The organism is Pseudarthrobacter raffinosi, from assembly GCF_023913835.1.
Lineage (GTDB): Bacteria > Actinomycetota > Actinomycetes > Actinomycetales > Micrococcaceae > Arthrobacter > Arthrobacter raffinosi.
Window position 1 is genome coordinate 1 of the sequence record NZ_JAMXBG010000014.1, and the last position, 15,449, is coordinate 15,449.

At 66.2% G+C, this 15,449-nt stretch carries 16 protein-coding genes; 5 read left to right on the forward strand and 11 right to left on the reverse strand.

All coding sequences use genetic code 11. The features are described 5' to 3' along the window. Positions 1-134 precede the first annotated feature (134 nt). Positions 135-869, forward strand: a complete 735-nt coding sequence (locus tag NG697_RS13905) for a glycosyltransferase family 2 protein (protein ID WP_252614504.1) — start codon at positions 135-137, stop codon at positions 867-869. 323 nt (positions 870-1,192) lie between these two features. On the opposite strand, the gene NG697_RS13910 is transcribed toward NG697_RS13905, so the two are convergent. The 3 genes from NG697_RS13910 to NG697_RS13920 form a co-directional block, all read right to left on the reverse strand. Further along, a complete protein-coding gene (locus tag NG697_RS13910) occupies positions 1,193-1,828 on the reverse strand; it encodes a NeuD/PglB/VioB family sugar acetyltransferase (protein ID WP_252611444.1) in 636 nt (211 codons plus the stop codon). Further along, positions 1,825-2,988 carry a DegT/DnrJ/EryC1/StrS family aminotransferase gene (locus NG697_RS13915; RefSeq protein ID WP_252614505.1) on the reverse strand — a complete coding sequence of 388 codons (1,164 nt, stop codon included), beginning with the start codon at positions 2,986-2,988 and terminating at the stop codon, positions 1,825-1,827. The genes NG697_RS13910 and NG697_RS13915 overlap by 4 nt, the downstream gene beginning before the upstream one ends. A 244-nt stretch (positions 2,989-3,232) precedes the next feature. After that, entirely contained in the window at positions 3,233-5,989 is a 2,757-nt protein-coding gene (locus tag NG697_RS13920) for an AAA family ATPase (RefSeq protein ID WP_308293092.1), read from the reverse strand. A 362-nt stretch (positions 5,990-6,351) separates the two neighbouring features. On the opposite strand from NG697_RS13920, the gene rpsF reads away from it, so the two are divergent. From rpsF to rplI, 4 genes are all read left to right on the forward strand, one after another. Then, complete coding sequence (gene rpsF / locus NG697_RS13925) at positions 6,352-6,657, forward strand: 30S ribosomal protein S6 (protein ID WP_011693941.1); 306 nt, start codon at positions 6,352-6,354, stop codon at positions 6,655-6,657. A gap of 73 nt (positions 6,658-6,730) precedes the next feature. Further along, positions 6,731-7,312 (forward strand): single-stranded DNA-binding protein, encoded by a 582-nt coding sequence (locus NG697_RS13930; protein ID WP_056341689.1) that lies wholly within the window; start codon positions 6,731-6,733, stop codon positions 7,310-7,312. Positions 7,313-7,440: 128 nt separating this feature from the next. Then, entirely contained in the window at positions 7,441-7,680 is a 240-nt protein-coding gene (rpsR, locus tag NG697_RS13935) for a 30S ribosomal protein S18 (RefSeq protein WP_003800144.1), read from the forward strand. 17 nt (positions 7,681-7,697) lie between these two features. Beyond that, on the forward strand, positions 7,698-8,150 hold the full coding sequence (gene rplI / locus NG697_RS13940; protein WP_056341694.1) for a 50S ribosomal protein L9: 453 nt from the start codon (positions 7,698-7,700) through the stop codon (positions 8,148-8,150). Positions 8,151-8,299: 149 nt separating this feature from the next. Here the strand turns inward: rplI and NG697_RS13945 are convergent, their stop codons facing one another. The 8 genes from NG697_RS13945 to NG697_RS13980 form a co-directional block, all read right to left on the reverse strand. Further along, entirely contained in the window at positions 8,300-8,479 is a 180-nt protein-coding gene (locus tag NG697_RS13945; RefSeq protein WP_308293052.1) for a hypothetical protein, read from the reverse strand. A gap of 112 nt (positions 8,480-8,591) precedes the next feature. Then, positions 8,592-9,644: a metallophosphoesterase family protein gene (locus NG697_RS13950; RefSeq protein WP_252614507.1), complete on the reverse strand. Its 1,053-nt coding sequence runs from the start codon at positions 9,642-9,644 to the stop codon at positions 8,592-8,594. Beyond that, positions 9,641-9,865 (reverse strand): hypothetical protein, encoded by a 225-nt coding sequence (locus NG697_RS13955; protein WP_252614508.1) that lies wholly within the window; start codon positions 9,863-9,865, stop codon positions 9,641-9,643. Before NG697_RS13955 ends, NG697_RS13950 begins: the two co-directional genes overlap by 4 nt. Further along, complete coding sequence (locus NG697_RS13960; protein ID WP_104062931.1) at positions 9,862-10,200, reverse strand: hypothetical protein; 339 nt, start codon at positions 10,198-10,200, stop codon at positions 9,862-9,864. The genes NG697_RS13955 and NG697_RS13960 overlap by 4 nt, the downstream gene beginning before the upstream one ends. Continuing rightward, entirely contained in the window at positions 10,197-11,975 is a 1,779-nt protein-coding gene (locus NG697_RS13965) for a glycosyltransferase (RefSeq protein WP_252611454.1), read from the reverse strand. Before NG697_RS13965 ends, NG697_RS13960 begins: the two co-directional genes overlap by 4 nt. After that, complete coding sequence (locus tag NG697_RS13970; protein ID WP_252611456.1) at positions 11,972-13,255, reverse strand: lipopolysaccharide biosynthesis protein; 1,284 nt, start codon at positions 13,253-13,255, stop codon at positions 11,972-11,974. Before NG697_RS13970 ends, NG697_RS13965 begins: the two co-directional genes overlap by 4 nt. After that, entirely contained in the window at positions 13,245-14,129 is an 885-nt protein-coding gene (locus NG697_RS13975) for a glycosyltransferase (RefSeq protein WP_252611457.1), read from the reverse strand. The genes NG697_RS13970 and NG697_RS13975 overlap by 11 nt, the downstream gene beginning before the upstream one ends. Then, positions 14,077-15,168, reverse strand: coding sequence for a hypothetical protein (locus tag NG697_RS13980; protein ID WP_141138841.1), 1,092 nt, complete (start codon positions 15,166-15,168; stop codon positions 14,077-14,079). Before NG697_RS13980 ends, NG697_RS13975 begins: the two co-directional genes overlap by 53 nt. Positions 15,169-15,449: the final 281 nt, after the last annotated feature.

Here is a 15,449-nt window from a genome sequence, read left to right on the forward strand (position 1 = left end):
CATGTGGGAGGCGCCCACCGCAGGCGCCAGACCTGAAGCCCTCCGCCGGGTGAAATATACCTACGCAAATGTCAGCGTCCCGCGGACGCCTATGGATCCCCAAACAGTCCTCTCCGCGGCTCGGGGAGGCCAGCATGTTTAGCCTTAACCCGCCGCCGACCGCCTCTATTGTCATTTGTACCTACACCGCGAAGCGTTGGGACCTGCTACTGGATGTCATCGAGTCCGTCCGGGCCCAAACGGTCGCGCCCCAGGAGGTCCTGGTGGTCATTGACCACAACGAGGCTCTGTATGAGCGGCTCATCGAAATCGTGGACAACGTGACAGTAGTTGAAAGCTCTGGCCCCCCGGGGCTCTCAGGCGCACGAAATACCGGGGTGGGCCTGGCAGACGCCGACGTCGTGGCTTTCTTGGACGACGACGCCGAAGCCGCGCCGGACTGGCTGGAGCGGCTGCTCGCCCTCTATGACGATCCTGATGTCCTGGCCGTCGGCGGCCGCGTGGAACCGGTGTGGGAAACGGGCCGTCCGGGCTACTTCGGTGAAGAGCTCGACTGGATCGTAGGATGCAGCCACCGCGGAATGCCCAANTTTCAGGCTCGAAGTCCTCCGCCAGGTGGGCGGATTCAATGTCTCCCTCGGCCGGCAAGGCACGAAACCGCTCGGGTGCGAGGAGACCGAAATTTGCATCCGCTCCAAGATGGGCTCACCCGGGTCACGGATCGTCTACGAGCCGGCCGCTCTGGTTCGTCACCACGTCCCTGCCGACAGGGGAACCATCCCCTACATGTTGTCGCGTTCCTGGTCCGAAGGTATCTCCAAAGCCCAGGTCAGCCAGATCGTTGGCCACAAGCGGGCACTCGGCCCTGAGCGGCGATACGTCCGGAGCGTACTGCCACGGGCCGTTTTTTCCGGGATTCGTGATTGGGGCCGGGGATCAAACCCCCAGGGCTTGGGCCGCGCTGGTGCGGTGATGGCCGTTCTGGCCTGCACTGCCGCTGGCTATCTGCGAGGGCGCCGGATCGCGCATATCGAGGGCCGCGCATCGGCCGGGACAGCGCTCGTAGGCACACCCTGGAGGGAGGTCCAGTGAGCGAACGCGTCGACGAACTTAGCCCGGTCGCGGGGCGGGCTGCCCTGAAGCTGGCCCCCGCCATGGAGTGCGCCTTTGCCGCCGGAGTGCTTTCCCTGCCTCATTCCTGATCGATAGGGTGGGCTGGGACGCCGACCCATGTTTCGCCGTCGGGTACGTTGCTCAACACTGCCGCCCCCATGCCAACAGTCGCGTAGGACCCCACTGAAGTCCGTGCGCGGACGCTGGAATTCAGTCCCAGGTAGGCCGCCCGGCCGATCCGGACTCCGCCGCCCAGCGACACACCGGCGGCGAACGTCGCGAAGTCCGCCACGTCGTCGTCGTGCGTGAAAGTCACGGACGGCATGGCCACAACATGAGCCCCAAGCGTGACCGAAGCCGTCAGCGTCACATTCCGCAGCAGGATGCTGCCCCGGCCGATCCGGCAACCCTCGGGGCACTCCACGGTGGGGTCGATCGCAGTGGCGTACCGGGCATCGCGCACGCCCTGGGCCGCCAGCCGTTCCACCACGGTTTCCCGGGATTTTCCCGAGGCCAGGCAGACCAGCACCAGTGCGTGCGTGAACTTGGAGGCGTCGTCAATGGTCCCCAGCACCGGCGCACCGTCCACGGTGACGCCTGCCATTTCCTTGTCGTCGTCGAGCAGCCCTACGACGTCGTACTGCCCGCTGGCGCGGACCATGGTCAGGACCTCCCGGGCCAGCCCGCTTGCTGCGATCAGCACGAGTTCGCTCACCGGCGTACACCGGCGGCCGCCCGTACGCTGTTCATGACCCGGTTCAGGCCCACGTTGTCTAGGCCGTGGAAAATCGGGAGAACCAGGGTCCGGTCCGTCAGCCGTTCGGTGTTGTGGAGCCCTGCGTTGCCAGTTTCGCGCCACCGGTAGGCAGGCTGCCGGTGAGCCGCCATGGCGCCGCGGCGCGCCGAAATTCCGGCATCGGCCAGGCGGGCCAGGAGCCCTTCGCGGTCAATGGCGAAATCCGGGAGGACTTCGACCCAAAAGGACTGGAAGTTGGCCGTCCCGTACGGTGGGTCGGCCACAAACCGCAGACCAGTCAGGCCGGAAAGCCCTGCCTCATACTTCGCGGCGATCTCCCGTCGGCGAGCCACTATCTCGCCCAGCCGGCCGAGCTGCACGATGCCGACGGTGGCCTGCAGATCCGTCATCTGGTAGTCGAAGCCGACCTCGACGTACACCTCCGGCGCGGCAATGCGGGATCCGCGACGGTCCGCCGCCGGCACGTTCAGGGAGTGGCCGCGGAGGCTCCGGGCCCGTGCCGCCCAGTCCGCCCGGTGGGTTGTCAGCATCCCGCCCTCGCCAGTGGTCAGCACATTGTCCTGGTGGAACGACCACACGGTAATGTCGGCCCCCGTGCCCACGGGCCTGCCCTTGTATTCAGAGCCAACGGCGCAGCCGGCGTCTTCGATCACAGTGATTTCGTGACGGTCGCACAGTTCGCGGACGGGGTCCAGGTCAACGGGGACGCCGGACTGGTCCACCACGATCACGGCCCGCGTGTCCAGGGTCAATGCCGCCCGGACCGTGGCCGCAGTCACAGTCCCGGTGGCGGGGTCCACGTCGCAGAAAACCGGCCGTGCCCCGATATACGTGACAGCATTCGCCGTGGCGATGAAGGCCAGCGACGGCACCACCACGTCATCGCCGGGACCGATGCCGGCCACTATCAGCGCCAGGTGCAGTGCGGTGGTACTGCTGGAGGTTGCGACGGCGTGGCGCACTTCTTGAGAGGCGCTGAACCTCGCCTCGAACTCTCTGACCTTGGGCCCTTGCGAGAGCAGACCGGAGGCCAGGACGTCCGCCACGGCTCGGGCTTCTTTGTCGCCGAGCCAGGGTTCCATGACGTTGATGCGGGCAAGGACGGTTTCCGCAGTCACCGTGCACCGGCCTTCCTGGTGGCCGTTCTCATGTCCGAGTCCTTCCCACGTGCAGCTCCGGGATGTTCATTGCCTATTGCAAAATTAGTCCCTTCCGTCCCGTTCCGGGGCGGAACGGAAGCGGTACTGCGGGCGCTGGCCGGGAACAATGCGGGAACTGCGGTTACCTGCAACGCCGGTGCCTCAGCTCGGGGCCCGGCGGCGGGATGCACCCCATCAGGGGGCACGCCGCCCGGCTACTGTCCTAGACGGCAGGAAGGACGAACGGCTCCTTAGCGAAGGCGGCTTCCTTGCCGGCCGCAAGGGCCGTCAGCTGGGCTCGTGATTCGACTCCGAGCTTCCTGTAAATCGCAGTCAGGCGCACCTCCACGGTCCGGACGGACACATAGAGGGTGGCCGCGATTTCCTTGTTCCGCATCCCGCGGGCCACCATTCGGGCCAGCACGCGTTCGTGGTCTGCAAGCATCAGCATCGCCGGATTGTCGGGCGTGCCGGCTGGTTCCACCCGCTCGTCGAGCAGCAGCGAGTCCACGTGCTGGGCCCAGGCATGGGCACCCGCTTCGTCGAACATCACTTTGGCACGAAGCAGACCGTCCCGGGCGCTCCGAAGGCGGCCGAAGGCGTTGAGGCGTTCGGAGTAGCAGAGCAGTGTCCTGGCGCGTTCCAGCAGGGACTCCTGGGCGTTCCTGCCTGCAAGTGCATCATTGAACATCTGGAGGGACTGCTCGCCGTCAGCCAGCATCGCCCGGCTCCGGGCAACCGCCATCATGAGCCATGGCGAACGCAGGCCCACCGCCCGGCTTTCCAAGTGCCACAGTGCCTGGGCGGCTTCCCTGTGCCTGCCCAGCCTGACCAGGACTTCCACCAGATCGGCCTCACAGCGCAGCAGAGTCGGGTTGCTGAAGGCCTGGCCGATCTCCGCTGCCCGGGACAGCTGCGCGAAGGACTCGGCGAGATTTCCGCGCATGAGGGCAAAATGCCCCTGGCACGCGGCCAGTTGCGCCGTGATGGCCGGGTGGCTTTCCGCCCCGGAGAAGTGCTGTGCGTCTGTTGCGTAGGCGTGGGCGAGTTGCTCGTTTCCGAGCGCATTGGCCCGCCAGACCCGGAAGACGTGCCGCATTCCACGGTGGTATTTGGTTTCCGGTTCGGCCAGTTCAAGGTCCTCGATCAGTTTCACGGCTTTCCGGACGTTGCCGGCACGGATTTCGTTGTCCACAGCAAAGAAATCGGCGGTTTCCCGCCAATTGACGGTATCGGCCTCCAGCACGTTCCGCACCCGGGCAAAGGCCTCCTGGGCGGCAGCATGGTGTTCGGCGTAGGCCAGCGCGCGGCCCTGTACCAGAAGGGACGCCACGGTTTCGTTCCCGCCGTCGGGCTTGCGGCCGAACTGTCCGGACTTCCCGCCGATCACCTCGATGAGCCGCTGGGCGCTGTCCGCCAGTGCCAGGCAGTCGGGGGAGGCATGGTCCAGGTACTTCTCGGCGTACTGCACCAGGCCGGTGGCATCCTCAAGCTCCCAACGGTCCGCGTAGTACAGCGCAGCGGCCACGAGCAGGCGGGCTGCAAATGCCGGATCATGCTGTCCGAATTCCTTCACCAGCCGGAGCACCATGCTGGAGCGCACGGCGCCGCCCTGGATGAACTGGATCTCGAAGGCGAGGCCTGTCAGTCGAAGGACCAAGGCAGGGTTCCGCGTCACCCGCTGGGCCCAGTCCAGGTAGCGCTTGGCGTAGACGAACTCACCCCTGTTCAACAGCAGTTCGGCCACCGTGGTGAGCCTGGCGGTGGTCTCCGCTTCCCAAGGGTTGATGGTCAGGGCCCGTTCAATGTACTCGACGGCGAAGGGCACCTCGCCGCTTCGGATCAGGTCAACGGCAAACCGGAGCAGGCCAAACGGAGTCTGCCGCTCCAAAGCGGTAAAACTCAGATGCCAGCGGTGGGCATAGGGATCCGCGGGCTCCGCTGCGGCCGCCATGGCACGGTGGCTGGCGGTCCGCGTTGCCGGTGTCATGGCAGCATAAACGTAGCCCCGGAGCAGCTGGTCCTGGATCCTCAGGTGTGGTCCGGACCGGTTGACCATGCCATTTGCCAGCAGTTCGTCGATCCCGCCCCACAGTTGGTCGCATGCCCGTTCCAGGGTGGCGATATCGCTGCGGCAGGACAGCGAGAGGAGGTCCAGGACCTGCCTCGCACCTGGCGAGAGCCCGCCCACGGTGGCGGCGAACTCGGCCTCGAAGCTGCCTTTGCCGGGGAGCGGGACGGGGAGTGCGTATTTTCCCTCGGCCTGGCGTTCCAGCAGCAGCCCAAAAAGCTCGACGGCGGCGAGCGGGTTCCCCTGGGTGGCCGCGGCAACTGCGTGGACCGCCGCTGTCGCGGTCTGCCGAGCCGGAATGGACTCCAACATGCGGACCGTGTCGTTGTAGCTCAGCGGCGCCAACTGGAGGGCCGGCAGGGAGGCGAAGGGACTTTCGGCAGTCTCTTCCCGCACGCTCATAAACAGTGCCATGTCCGTCCCGGTCAGCCGGCGTGCCAGGTATCCGATCACGGCCTGGCTGCTGGGGTCCAGCTGGTCGGCATCATCGATGACGATGACCGTCCGGGATGACGAGCGCTGGTGCAGTCCGTTGAGCAACATGGTGGAGACAGTGGGGACGTTCATGGCGCCGCTGGAATCGCGCAGTAGTTCATCGGCGAAACGGTTAAGGACGGGGTCGTCGATGCCGGTGAGGAGCGCGGTAAGGCCGGAGAGCGGCCAGTCGGACTCGGACACGCTCGCGGTGAGAAAAACGGTTCGGAAGTCGGAAAGGCGGGGAATCTCGGACAGGAGGGCGGATTTGCCCATCCCACGCCGGCCCACCACCTTGAGGGCTGAATCCTTAGGACCCCGGATTACGGAGAGTATCCGGTCCAATTCCCTGCTTCTGCCTATTAACGACATGTGGTCCCCATCCATCGAAGAAGGAGACCGAACTGCTTGCTCTATCCAAAATCCTGGGTCCATCCAGCCGCTTGCGCGACACGCGGACCGGCTTTCCTGGCCGCGTCATTGCGTCCAGCACGGTACCCAGCCGTTCTTGCAAATATAGCCCTGTTCCGCGGCGGGCACCAGAGACTTTTGCCTCATGCGCGGAGCCTGTTTCCCGGGTTATCCACATAGCCCGCCGGACGCTTCCGGCGACGCGCGCGCTACGCGTAGCCTTGAGTCAAGCGCGAATCGCCTATCCGGTCCAAATGCACTAAGATATTGAAGTCTGTGCTGCGCCCTGCCTCCGTTCTGTTGGCCGGGCATTGCACGGCATCGCAAATGAACCTCCTGTTACGGAAATGCCGTAACCGCTTAGCCCAAAGGAGGTGGGTTCACATATGCGTCCTTACGAATTGATGGTAATCATCGACCCCGAGGTCGAAGAGCGTACCGTTGAGCCGTCGCTTCAGAAGTTCCTGAACGTCATCACCAACGATGGTGGAACCATCGAAAAGGTTGACATCTGGGGCCGTCGTCGACTGGCTTACGAAATCAAGAAGAAGTCCGAAGGTATCTACGCCGTGGTGAACTTCACCGCCAAGCCGGACACCGCCAAGGAACTTGACCGCCAGCTGTCTCTTAACGAGACCATCATGCGCACCAAGATCACCCGCCCCGAAGAGCAGAAGGTTGTTGCTGAGTAATTTCAGCTCCGATTTTCATTCTTTACCCCGCAGGATCGAATTCTTCACCCAGGATCGAACAAGGAGGCAGTAGATGGCAGGCGAAACCACTATTACGGTCATCGGTAATCTCACCAGTGACCCGGAATTGCGGTTCACACCGTCAGGTTCGGCAGTCGCGAACTTCACCATCGCTTCCACCCCGCGCACCTTTGACCGCCAGTCCAATGAGTGGAAGGACGGGGAAACCCTGTTCCTCCGCGCAGCGGTTTGGCGTGAAGCAGCCGAGAACGTCGCAGAGTCCCTCACCAAGGGCATGCGCGTGATCGTTTCCGGCCGTTTGAAGAGCCGTTCCTACGAAACAAAAGAAGGCGAAAAGCGCACCGTTATCGAGCTCGAAGTCGATGAAATCGGCCCGAGCCTGCGTTACGCCAATGCCAAGGTCAACCGCACCCAACGCTCCGGTGGTCAGGGTGGTCAGGGTGGCTTCGGCGGCGGCAACAGCGGCGGCGGCTTCGGAGGCGGCAACACTGGTGGAAACCAGGGCGGCAACTCCGGTGGAAGCTTCGGTGGCGGCAACCAGCCGGCTGCACAGGAGGATCCCTGGGCGACGCCCGGTGTCTCCAATGCAGGTGGCGGCTGGGGCAACGGCCCCGATTCCGAACCTCCCTTCTAAACCAATCATTTAGGCCCGACGCCGGGACCGCCGAAAGTGCCGCAAGGCATCTGACGTGGCTGTCGCCGTCGGACCACCACCATCCCGTGGATCAACATCCACGGGCTCCATAGAATAGGAGCTCCACGATGGCTAAGGCTGAACTCCGTAAGCCCAAACCAAAGTCCAACCCCTTGAAGGCCGCTGACATCACTGTCATCGACTACAAGGACGTAGCATTGCTGCGCAAGTTCATCTCCGACCGCGGAAAGATCCGCGCCCGTCGCGTCACTGGCGTCACGGTGCAGGAACAGCGCAAGATCGCCCAGGCAATCAAGAACGCCCGCGAAGTTGCACTGCTGCCCTACTCCGGCGCTGGCCGCGGCTAAGGAAGGGACTGACTAACATGGCAAAGCTCATTCTGACCCACGAAGTAACCGGTCTCGGTGCCGCTGGCGACGTTGTCGAGGTCAAGGACGGTTACGCACGTAACTACCTGCTGCCCCGCAACTTCGCCCTGACCTGGTCGAAGGGTGGCGAGAAGCAGGTTGAGTCCATCAAGACTGCCCGCGCCGCCCGCGAGCACGCTTCCCTGGAAGACGCTCAGAAGCAGGCCGCTGCACTCTCCGCGAAGCCGGTCAAGCTCGTCGTCAAGGCTGGCGAGACCGGACGCCTGTTCGGCACCGTCAAGCAGGCCGACGTAGCCGACGCTGTTGAGGCCGCTGGCCTTGGCAAAATCGACAAGCGCAAGGTTGAACTGCCGGCACACATCAAGTCGGTTGGTTCCTACCAGGCCAACGTCCGCCTCCACGCTGACGTTGCCGCTGTGATCGAACTCAACGTAGTCGCAGGCAAGTAGCCTTTCCGGTTACGCAGCCTCAAACTGCACAAAAACCCCCGTTGCCGTCACCGGCGGCGGGGTTTTTTGTGCCCTGCGCTGCGCCGACATGGCACTTGGCGGCAGTGTCGGTGCCCGGGACTGCGGTTAAGTGCCATGTCGCGCGTCAGTCAGTAGTGGTACCGCCCAAAGCCCACGATGGTCGGCCCCCACATCTCGGGCTCTTTGCCGGTGATCTCCCTCATGAGCGCCAGCAGCCGCTGGCCATCACGGTGCCTGACAGGGTCCCCGACTGCGGCCAGGAATTCGTCCACTGAGGCGCCGGTTGCCTGGGTCTTGTTTTCAGCCATGACGGAAGTCTCGCAGAGCCCAGGTCACTTGTCAGCCGCGCCGGTCCGGATGGTAGCCAGCGGCGGTGAGCCGCAATACTCCCCCCCGCGCGCCGCCGGCGCGATGCCCGGCTCAGCCACCGTCCGGACGCCAGTACCGCAGCCCGCCGCTGGTGGTGCCGTCGCGGGCGACGTCGACCACGGCGTACGGGAACGCCCGACGGTCCGACTGGTCAGGTCCGCGACCGCGGACGTCCGAACACCACGTGCCGGTGTTGACGTATCGGGTGGGGCACGCCTCGAGCGCCGACTCGAGGGCCCGGTGGGTGTGGCCCGAGACGTACCAGGCCACTCCGGAACCGTGCGCCTCGAGGGTACGTGCGAACCGGCCCGCTGCAGCAGGAGCCTTCTCGCCGGTGACTCTGCGCCCGGCGGCCGAGAGCACTATGCGAGTCGCGGCGACCGGGAGCGCCGACACCGTCCGGAACCGGGACAGGCGCGCCAGGTCCCGAACGGCCACCCCGTCGAGCGCGAGCCGCAGTGACTCGCCCTGCAACAGCTCGTCGTACGCGGGCTCCCGAATGCGACGTTCCGCCAGCTCCGACGCCAGGCACGACCGGGCAACGGCCCGGGCACGGCCCAGGCGCGACCTCGACGGATGGGCGTGCCAGGCGGCGAGCGGCGGAAGGTCCAGCTCGTCGGTGCCGTTGACCGCCGCGCGGAGCACCTCGGGAATCCGGTGCAGCGCGTGGTGCTGGTGCCCGTGCTCGGCCACGAGCACATGGGGCACGTGCAGGAACCACGGGTGCACCCGGACCCGCGTGGGCTCTGCGGGGGACAGCAGCGCCGACAGGCGGGCCGCAACCGAGGGCCGGGCCAGCTCCACATCGTGGTTTCCGCACACGAAGTGCAGGTGCACGCCGCGCGCCGCACACTCCTCCAGCGCCCGGAACGTCTCGAGATGTCGGACGAGGATGGACTCGAGCCGGGCCAGGCTCTCGTCCTCATTGACCCCAGCCAGCTCGAACGTGTCACCGACAAAGACGACGTGCTGCTGCAGACCGGAGGCAGCGAGCACCTCGCGGCGCAGGAAATCGGGCAGCACTTTGCCGGGGCACCGGGGGTCGTCGTCGGACACACCCAGGTGCAGGTCGCTGAGGAGCCACCACCGTGCCGGGCGGCTCACGCTAGCAGTTCCAACACACGTGGAAGGAAGAAGAGCAGGGACACCATCCACATGACGGCCACGACCCTGCGGCTCACTGTCCGGCCGAGTAGCCTCGGACGTGTCGTGGGCTGACCGGCTTCCGGCCCAACGCGTCGGACCTCAAGCCCGACGAGGGTAACGAGCAGGGCGAGGGTGACGACCAGCGCGGCTGTCGCGAGCAGTCCCGACAGATCGATCATGAAACGGCCTCCTGTCGTGCGCGTGCTATGCACGCGAGGATGGTGATGACGCCCATCGTGACAACGCATGCCTGCCACGACCACACAGCGAGGTAGAACATCGCCGTGGACACCGCCGTGAGGGCGGCGAGGCCAAGCGCCAGGACCAGCAGCGCGCGGAGCGCGAAGTCGGTAACCGGCGTGAGGCGGGCCAGTGCCTGCCCTGGAAGCAGGATGAGGACGGCTATCGCGGCGACCGCCTGCAGCGGTGTCGGCAGCCCGAGGAGCGTCACCAGCGACAGTGCGACGGCCGCGAGACCGAGCACCGCGGTGGGCCGGCTGATGCCGGCGTTCATGGTGTCACCCGGTAAACGCGTGCGTCAACGTTGCTGAACACGAGCTCCACGCCGTCCTGCGCGCTCAACCACGCCTCCAGCTCGTCGAAGCTGCCCTCGCTGCTGACGCCCCGGAGCACGAGACTCGCCTCCGACGAGCGCGTGAGCAGCACGACGGCACCGGCAGGGTTGTCCCTGGCGTCTTCGTAGACGAGTGGGCCGCACGTCGCCGTCGACAAGTCGGACTTGCACATGAAGTCGATCGTCCGGTACCGGTGTTCGAGGTATGCCTCGCTGCGCCACGGCGTCGGGGTGGACGCCGAGATGATCATCGAGCCGGGGGGCGCGAGACGCTTCACAGCGGCGACGGCGGTGATCTCATTGTCGGTGAAGACGTCATACTGGGCGTTCCCGAACCGGCCTGTCACGGTCATCCCGGCCAGCAGGAGGCACGTGAGCACAAGGCCACCCGCGGCGCGGGAGGAGGGGCGTGTGCTGCCGTCCGCGGGAAGCAGGACCGAGCACGCCTGCAGGGCGATGAAGGGCAACGCGAAAAGCGAGACGCGGATGAGCATCTCCCCGCCGTACAACTGCACGGGGAAGAGCAGCAGTGGGGTGACGGCGAGGAGGACCACCCGGATGTCGAGACGCCCCCTGCGCCAGTCGCGCACGGCCCCCGCCGTGGCGAGCGCCCACAGCACGAGGGTGAGAAGGACCCTGACCTGCACCACGAGCACGTGGCCGGCAGTCCCGCTCACGCGGTCGACGACGTTGGCGTCGATCGCGGCCAGCAGTCCTCCTTCCGCCAGGGGTGGGTTCCCGGCGAGGTATGCACTGGCGGGAAAGACGAGCCAAAGCGCCAGCACGACCGCGGTGATCAGGGGCAGCCGGCTGGGCCAGACACGTCCGCTCAAGGTGAGAGCGGTAACGGTGATGAGCACCAGGAACGGCGTCAGCTGATGGCTCGCACAGATGACCGTGATGAGCAAGAGGGTCACCGCGAGGGCGCTCACCCGGTGCCCCGGCCGGTGCTCTGCGGGCGACCGCCCTAGCCACCACGCCGTCAGGTCGGCGCGTCCGAAGCCGAGAAACTTAGGGGTCCGCGCGGCCAACGGGCCAAGGACCAGCGCGATCACGACGAGGTACAGGAAGAAGCCGAAGGCCTGGGGAGACAAGTAGTCCTGGTCCTGCCAGTTGCCGAGGCAGAAGATCCAGAGCACGAGCCAGCGCCGCCGCGGATCGCGCGTCAGGTAGCCCGTCAGCACACTCAGGGCAGCGAGCCACAGTCCCATGTTGAGCACCGGTGCCCACAGGGCAACGGTCACCGGGTCGAGACCGGTCGCCTTCAGCACCGTCGCCAGAAGGGCGAAGAAACCCGGCCAGTTGAAGTAAGCATCGATGTCGGGGTCGATCCCCTCGGTGCGCGAGAGGGCGTCCGCAATGCCGAGATGACGGAACGCGACCTCACCCCGCGGTACGTCCGTCACGAAGGCTGCGGTCCCGAAGAGCACGAGCACCAGCACCACGACCAGCCACAACATGACCGGGCGGCGCGCCGGGCCCGCGGCATCTCCGCGCAGCGCCACGATGAAGGCGACGTTCAGGATCAGAACCCCCACCCAGAACGGGTAGGGGAGCACGGCGGCGAGCCCCAGATCGCTGCTAACGGGCACTGCCACCGTGGACGCGGCCCACACGGCAAGAGCCAGTGACACTACTCCCGCCAGTGCGCACCACACGTCACGGGGCTTCCAGCGTCCCTGGATGCGGTTGGGTGCTTCAATTGTGGTGGTCATCGTGACTCCTTCGTGATGCGCCGGAGAACGGCGACTAACCGGAGGCCGGCCGCAACGGCCCCAATGGAGAGCACCACCAGCCACGCAAGGGCCATGGCGCCGGGGCCCGTTCCGGCGACGAACAGCGCTGAGGTGCAGAGGGCGACTCCGAGCGTCACGCCTACTACGATCGGCTCTGTGTAGCGGCCGAGAGCCCGGCACACGGCGTTGTACGCCTGCAGCACCGCGTACGGCACCAGTCCGGCCGCCAACCACCGCAGAGCGTCCGCGGATGCGTCGGCGTACCGCTCGCCCAGCAGACTGAGCAGCGGGTGAGCGAGGAGGACGAGGACGACTGCCGCCAGACCTCCTACGGCAAGCGACCAACGGAGACTCGCCCAGGTTGTAGACACCAGGCGGTGCGGGTCGCGGACGCCTTCGGAGAACTGGACGATGCCCATCAACATCGGAGCGGAGTAGGCGGCCCAGGCCATCATCCATGCGGGATACCAGTAGGCAGCGATCTCCGGCGCCACCGTGTGGGCCAGCAGGAGCGGCAGCACCAGCCCGGGGGCGCGCTCGGTGAGGGTGAGGAGCTGGTACGGAATACCCACCGCCAGCAGTGGACGGCCGCGCGCCGAGCGCAAGGATGGTCGCGGCCGGTAGCCAATCAGTTTTCGCAGCTGGATCACACCGACGACGCACGCCACCGTATTCCCGAGGGTCCAGCAGGCCATTACGACGTCGGCGGAGGCGCCGTGCGCCTGCCAGGACACGAGCGCTGCAGCCCCGAGTGAAACCCCGCCGCCCAACGCGTACCTCAAGGTCGCGCTGGCACCGCGTCCCAACGCCACGAGCGCCTGGTCCAGCACAATCACCAAGGTGCCGGTGACGGCAGCCGCGAGGAACGTAAGCCAGAAGAGAACCGATGTCGACGCCGTGTCCGGCGCCACAGCCGACTGCAGCACGAGGTAGCCGAGGGCCAGCACGGTGCCGGCTACCCCCACGATGGCGAACGCCGAGTCCAGCACCCGTGCGGGGGGCTCTCCTCGCCCCACCGCGACGATTACGGCCGACCCGGCACCCAGCACCGCGAGCTGCGTGCAGATCATCACTGCCGCGACCGCGGCCATGGTGAGCCCGACCTCACGGTCTGACGTCGCGCGCGCGGCCACGACCCAGAAGGCAAAACCCCAGCCAATCTGGGCAGCCTTGCCCACGATGAGGCCGAGGGAGCTGCGCAAAGCGGAGTGCCGGACGGTCGAGCCGTCCCGGACAGTGGTCCCCCGCTCAGCGCTCACGACGCAACCCCTTCGCCAGGCCGGCGTAGTTATACCAGCAGAAGGCGAAGTAGTAGCGCAGCCACCGTGGCTGGCCCGCGGCGAGGCTCAAGGCGCTGCCCCGGACTGCCGCGGCGAAGGGCAGCAGCGCCAACCTCGCACCGCGCCAGCCGTGCTTGCGGACCATCCGTCCCAGTCCCGTTCCGTCCATGAGGAACTGGTCGAGCGCGAAGTCGAAGTCGTCTGCGGCAAAACGATGTTCGACGACGACCCGGCGTGACACCGCCGTTCGCAGCCCTGACTCCCGCATCCGCCAACGCAGCTCGATGTCCTCTCCCGACTTGAACGAGTCGTCGAAACCCACGCCCAGCATGAGGTCCCGGTCGACGACCGTCGCCACAAGCCCGAACCAGTTGCGGCTGCGGCCGGTGCGATGGTGATGTGCCAGCGCCTGCCCCCAGTAGCCCGGTCCAGCGACACTCTCCAGACCGGCCTGGAGGGCGTCGTAGCCGCCCTCGACCAGCTCCGTGAGCAGGTCGGCAACCCCCGTGGGCCCGAACACGACGTCGGCGTCGACGAGCAGGACCCAACGGGTGCTGCTGCTCTGCACACCGAGCGTTCGAGCCCATGGCAGGCCGCGCCCCTCGTCACTCAGGACCCGGGCACCGGCCGCTAGGGCGAGGTCGACGGTGCGGTCGGTGGAGCATCCGTCCACCACGATGATCTCGGCTACACCTGACTGACGCAGGGCCCCCAGACAGCGCGGGAGCAGGTGCTCCGCGTTGCGGGCCGGAACGACCGCGGTGATCTCGGCAGGGCTGTGACTCTCTGTGTCCCGCACTTCAGGCCTCCTGGTCGAGGACCGACGGCAGCAGCTCCTCGAGATACCGGACAATGTCGTCCGACGCTTCGTCCGCCGTGTACGCGGAGGGCACCTGCAGCAGGTGGCAGGGACGTCCGTCGAGTGCCTTGCTCAGCACGACCCCCTTCGCCGCGAAGTGCTCGCGCCACGGGAGGACGGACGTGGCCGCCAAGCCAGTCACGACCCGCTGCGAGAAGCCCGCCATCTCGATGTGGAAGTTGCCGATCATGCGGTCGACCATCCAGTCGCTCGTCCGCTCGACGATCCGAGACCGGGCGCCCTCGAAGCGCTCGATGTAGATGGCGGCCGCGAGCGGGGCCGAGGTCGTCACTTCTCGCCCCGGGAACGCGGTCCCCGCCTCGACCATGCGGTGCTCCGGCGACCATCGCCGGGAGAAGTCCGCGAGGCGCGGATAACGGATGACGTAAGGATGCACCACCGTCGTGAGACGGCCGACGCTCTTCGAGAGCTGTGACGGGACGAGGGGTTTCCGGACACCTTCGAACAGGTGCGGGTAGATGGCCCGGTGGTGCGGCTTGATGAACATCGGCTTCGCGTAGCCGAGCAGCGTGGCGTCCTCGGCGAGGAAGGCCCAGTCGTCACCCATGAACGACCACCCCTCGCGCCGCATCAGCTTGGCAGCGGTGCTCGTCTTACCGGTCCCTCCGGCGGCGGGAAGCGCAATCGCGTGACCCCGGTACGCCATCGTTGCCGCGTGGATCATGCCGGCTCCTCGACCGACCATGGCGACATCGAGAACAGGGACCACGGAGGTCAACAGCTCACCCGGTCCGTGAATGCGCCACTGCTCTGCGTCTCTCACGATCTGGACGCGATCGGCTTGGAAGCGCACGCTGTTCCCCGTGTACGCGAGCTCGTGCTCGAGCAGACCCGCATCCGGCATCGGCTCCGGCCCGGCGTCGACGACGATGTCGGCCGGCCGTTCGGTGTCGGTGGCGAAACACGCCAACATGCTCTGGAGCTGGGTCGCTGACGGCGCCTTTGCGTCGACGCGGATCGTGATGCGGCCGTGGATGTCGAAGTGCAGTGCCTTGCTCTGCCAGGTGCGCATGGTCGTCTCCTGTCTGGGGTGGTCTCGGTCGGATGGTGTCTCGGCCCCGGCGACTAATCCAGCCAGTGCCTCTAGAGGAATTCGAAACCCCCGGCCGAGTGACCCTGCCCGTAAATTGAGCATATGACCAGCCCGGCCAGGTAAACACCAGTACTGAGTACTCGCTTTTTGTATCGCGTCCTACATAGGGAATTTCGTGCTCCCGCCAGAGCTAGGTGTGGAGGGGCAGCGCCGAGTGACCTGTTAGGTGGAGTGGGGACTTATCCCGTAACGCTTTAGGT